The 3,922-nt window shown below is 49.4% G+C and carries 7 protein-coding genes; 2 read left to right on the forward strand and 5 right to left on the reverse strand.

Translation table 11 applies throughout. From position 1 onward, the window contains the following. The 3 genes from BJL95_RS24200 to BJL95_RS18165 all read right to left on the reverse strand — a co-directional run. The coding region (locus BJL95_RS24200) for a transposase (RefSeq protein ID WP_175463755.1) at nt 1–182 on the reverse strand (182 nt) is incomplete at its 3' end. Between the two features lie 382 nt (nt 183–564). Next, nucleotides 565–996 (reverse strand): hypothetical protein, encoded by a 432-nt coding sequence (locus BJL95_RS18160; RefSeq protein ID WP_139306324.1) that lies wholly within the window; start codon nt 994–996, stop codon nt 565–567. A gap of 78 nt (nt 997–1,074) precedes the next feature. Then, entirely contained in the window at nt 1,075–1,494 is a 420-nt protein-coding gene (locus BJL95_RS18165) for a hypothetical protein (protein WP_139306325.1), read from the reverse strand. Between the two features lie 106 nt (nt 1,495–1,600). Between BJL95_RS18165 and BJL95_RS18170 the strand changes: the two genes are divergently transcribed. Further along, a complete protein-coding gene (locus tag BJL95_RS18170) occupies nt 1,601–2,047 on the forward strand; it encodes a phage integrase N-terminal SAM-like domain-containing protein (protein WP_254786847.1) in 447 nt (148 codons plus the stop codon). Nucleotides 2,048–2,236: 189 nt separating this feature from the next. Here BJL95_RS18170 and BJL95_RS25535 read toward each other — a convergent pair whose 3' ends face one another. Then, nucleotides 2,237–2,422: a DUF5615 family PIN-like protein gene (locus tag BJL95_RS25535; protein WP_217631707.1), complete on the reverse strand. Its 186-nt coding sequence runs from the start codon at nt 2,420–2,422 to the stop codon at nt 2,237–2,239. Further along, nucleotides 2,419–2,646: a DUF433 domain-containing protein gene (locus BJL95_RS18180; RefSeq protein WP_064027060.1), complete on the reverse strand. Its 228-nt coding sequence runs from the start codon at nt 2,644–2,646 to the stop codon at nt 2,419–2,421. The genes BJL95_RS25535 and BJL95_RS18180 overlap by 4 nt, the downstream gene beginning before the upstream one ends. Before the next feature lie 612 nt (nt 2,647–3,258). On the opposite strand from BJL95_RS18180, the gene BJL95_RS18185 reads away from it, so the two are divergent. Next, nucleotides 3,259–3,714 carry a hypothetical protein gene (locus BJL95_RS18185; protein ID WP_071157342.1) on the forward strand — a complete coding sequence of 152 codons (456 nt, stop codon included), beginning with the start codon at nt 3,259–3,261 and terminating at the stop codon, nt 3,712–3,714. Nucleotides 3,715–3,922 lie beyond the last annotated feature (208 nt).

The raw sequence follows: 3,922 nt of genomic DNA on the forward strand, positions 1-3,922 counted from the left end.
TGATCCGGCATCAAATGCCCTTCCAATATTCGGCTTTCTTTCTGGCTCGCTAACCTTCGAAACACCTCGCCCAAATGCTTGCGCAACGCCCTATACAGCGTTCGGCGACGGCACTTGGGAATAAACACAACGTGATATTTGCACTCCCATTTCGAGTGGCTTAAGCTTTCGTTCTCGTCCATCAGGTTCTCCTCTTGCGTTTGCTTGGCGGCTCACGCTCTCGAGTTTCCTGATGGACTCCTCTAAATGTCAAACCCCTGCTGTCTCCCCGGCTAAGCCGGGGGATTTCTCATTTTTGGTTAAGACAGCAAGCGTCTCGAATGCGCTTCTCAGGAGAATACGTGCGCCGAGAGCACGATGATTGATGTGCAGTTCATACGACTGCGTAAGCAAGTCGTTAATACGCCAGAAGGTCGTTTCGCGAAGGACAAGGCTTCGAAATGGCGCCTTCCACTTGTGTGCAACATGATTCCGAGCGACAAGGCCCGAAACCTCTACCCTTGGACAGAGTGATTGTTCCCACTTTGCGAGCGTTTCGGAGATTGCGGGCATAGGCGTCTAACGTTAAATTGAGGGGCTAGCGCAGCCAGTCCCTCTCGAATGCAAGGTTAGGCACAGATTTATGATGTCCCCAACGGTTGGATTTGTTAACTCAGCAAGCGCTTTTTCTGGAATACCTTTTTTCTTGAGAGATAAAGTTAGCGTCTCGAACTCAAGGGTGTCAGCCCACTTATGTGGATAGGCTGCATTATAGATATCAAGAAGCAGATCGTTGGGGCGTAGACGAAAAACGTCATCGTTTCGCAGTAAAAAAGCATTTTTAATATCGTCTAGTGCGTCCTCTACCACTGGTAAGTCGTTGGATGAATATATTTCAACCCATAGCTTTTTGTCAGGCACTCGGTTGCGTAGATATTCCCAGCTTGGTCGATAAATATAGCGACCAAAAGCAATGGCAATTATTGTACCGATCACAGGAATAAACCAAAGACTCATGCTGTAGCTTTCTATGCCTAACGCCAAGCTCAGCCGAGGAAGGCCGCATCGCGGCCTGACGTCGGCTGGAGCGAAGTGTTATGAGTATTTAAACGCAAAATACACCTCATCTAAATGGCCGTCACTATCAAATAAAAATTGAAGCTCTTGATCAACACACTGTAAGACGCCACTCTGAAGTAGGTTGCACTTTATCGCTTTCACTTTGAGTAATGATTCAATGTCTTCCATTTTTGCATTAGAAATTTTTTGTCCCCAAAGACTTAATGGATGGGACGTTTTAACCAGAAACATACACACCAACGAACTGTCGGTTGGATGGTCGTCAATTTCTCCACAAAACCCTATCAAGAGACCCTTGTAATACAAAAAGTTTTCTAGGTTCCCACCCATCCAATCTTCGTAGCACAACTCAGACCCTAATAGTGACTTGACGATACCGGGTGACATACCGAATTTGACTGGTCCGAGCCCTTCCGTCAAAGATATTTCGTACATGCTTTCAGCGTGGAGACTCATAACGTAATGTATACGACATCGCTTGTCCTATAGTCCAGGGCATAATGTCGTATAATCCTTTTTTCATGATGGCAAGTTATTGTTTGTGAACGAATTGGCTCGGGCAAACGGGACATGTTATGGAAACAAATACGACATCGGCACCGCTAAAAGACGACTGGATCAGGTACGCGATAAAATTCGTTTCAAGCACTACAGTCTGAATACCGAGGATACCGACGTGTCCTGGACTAAGCAATTTATTTTGTTTAACGCCAAGCGTCATCCGACGGAGATGGGCGCGGCCGAAGTCGAACGGTTCTTGACCTATCTGGCAACCGAGCGGCATGTCTCCAGCTCCACACAGAACCAGGCTTTGTCCGCCATTCTGTTTTTGTCTAGCGATGTGTTGGCTGTTCAACTGCCTTGGTTGGATGGCTTTGATCGCTCGAAAAAGCCGCGCGGACTGCCAGTGATGTTGACGACGGCCGAAGTGCGGCAACTGCTCAAACACGCGGAATACAGCAGCAATCAACATTTTGTTGGCTTTTAGCCGATAACGAGCATTCATAAAACCAATATAACTTCAGGACTTATCAGCCAATTCCACAACCGCATGACCTTCAACCAACAATTGCAGGGCTTGTGGAAAAACTTCGTTGAACAATGCTTGTAACCGCTGATTAGTCGTATTACCGCAGGTGACCCAAAGTAATTGCGGTGGGGGTGTTTGACGCAATAGTCATTCTACAAAATCACTGTCCTTGCTGATTAAAACGATACCCTCTTGCCGAGCGCGCTCGAAAATCTCCAGATCGTCGGCATCGCGCAACCCCAGTTCACGTAGGGCATACGCCTCAACCTTGAATGTCCAGCGTAGCCAATCGGCCAGATTAGGCGGTAGTTGGGCGTCAACCCAAAAAATCATGCGACCAGTCGTTCAAGGTTGGCTCGTCGGGCCGCGTAGAAAAGACAGGCCTGGATGTCAGCGAGTTCTAGGTCCGGGTAGTCTTGCAGAATGGTCTCATTGCTGACGCCCTCCGCCAGCATTTGTAAGATGTCACTGACCCGTATTCTCATACCGCGAATACAAGGCTTGCCACCGCATTGCAGCGGGTTGTGAGTAATTCGGCTCTCAATCAGCTCGTTCATACTATGACTATTCCAGTGCTCAATAACGTTATTTTAATTTCATCAGGCCAGAGTATATTCGTCAATAACGGCATTGGGGTATTCACCATCTACCCTTTGGCGCTCTCTGCTTTGACATATTCAAATATTGCGTGATACCGCCCCCCCCCCCAATACTCAAAGGACATATCAACCCAAAATATTGACGGAATATCGCCAGTCACCACGCATTAACGCTGCCATTTTGCTCGCCAAAGACCTAACCGTCAACTGAGCCGCAGGTCACCTGATCGATTGAGATTGGATGATAATCGCGGCTCATGTAATGGTCGAGCTTCGCCGGTCATCGGCGGTCTAATTCAACGGTTTATAAGCCCATTTTAGTCGGCACCGCCGCCGGATTTCACCAATCGCAGGCTCCGTAACAAAGAACGCCGGTTAGCTCGCATCCCTTGCCTATAGTCCTGTTCGAATAACGCCAGTTGCCAGCCAGCGCTTGGCACTCGGATGCCATCCAACGCCTGTTAGCGTTCTAGTAAACAATGTAGCGCGTGTTTCTGAATTTAGCCTACGCTTTTCATCTGCGGACTGCCCCATCGTCCGCCGTATCAGCCACGCCCAAAGGAGCCCGACATGAACCAGCATCTGATTTCTTTAAGCCTTTCCGATAATGATCTGAACGATATAGATGCCGCCCTGAAAATATTGGAAGACCGCTTCGCCGGCTTTCTGGTCTTAACCCCGGAAGAGCGTCGCGCCATCCCCAAGATGGGCGATAAAACCGAAGCGTTTTGCCGTCAGACGCTGACGGTGTCCAGCCAAAATACGTCCGCCATTCCGCCCGGTCTGGATACCGCCTCGGCGGAAGCCGATCTGGCGACGCTCGATAGACTCCGCCCTCGCCTGCATCGGCTGCGCGATTTATTGAGCAGAGCCGAAGATACCGACATGGCACTGGGCAGCGATATTTATAGTTTTAGTCTGGATGCTTACGCTTCGTTGAAAATCGCCGGTAAAGGCGCGGGATTGGAAACGCTGCGGCAGGCGATGTCGGTTCGATTTAACCGCGGCGCCAAGCCAAAAACCTAAACCGGCCAGCCTGTCGGCTAAACAAGATAAGTAGGTCAGCCGCCCGGCTCGGCCTTCCGGCACACCAACTAAGCTCAAGTCCATAGCGGAATAGATAAAGGCAAGGCTCGCAAGCTTTGCCGCTAACCCCGCAAGCTTATTCGCAGCACTCGCAAGGTTCCAAGCCTTGCCCGCAAGGTAAATGACTTTGCGGGCAAGGCAATTTTCT

Origin of the sequence: Methylomonas sp. LWB (genome assembly GCF_001856095.1) — a bacterium.
Lineage (GTDB): Bacteria > Pseudomonadota > Gammaproteobacteria > Methylococcales > Methylomonadaceae > Methylomonas > Methylomonas koyamae_A.

Coding starts and splice junctions, on each gene's coding strand:
- BJL95_RS25535 (WP_217631707.1), bottom strand. CDS start 2,422: ATGATTTTTTGGGTTGACGCCCAACTACCGCCTAATCTGGCCGATTGG.
- BJL95_RS18160 (WP_139306324.1), bottom strand. CDS start 996: ATGAGTCTTTGGTTTATTCCTGTGATCGGTACAATAATTGCCATTGCT.
- BJL95_RS18165 (WP_139306325.1), bottom strand. CDS start 1,494: ATGTACGAAATATCTTTGACGGAAGGGCTCGGACCAGTCAAATTCGGT.
- BJL95_RS18185 (WP_071157342.1), top strand. CDS start 3,259: ATGAACCAGCATCTGATTTCTTTAAGCCTTTCCGATAATGATCTGAAC.
- BJL95_RS18180 (WP_064027060.1), bottom strand. CDS start 2,646: ATGAACGAGCTGATTGAGAGCCGAATTACTCACAACCCGCTGCAATGC.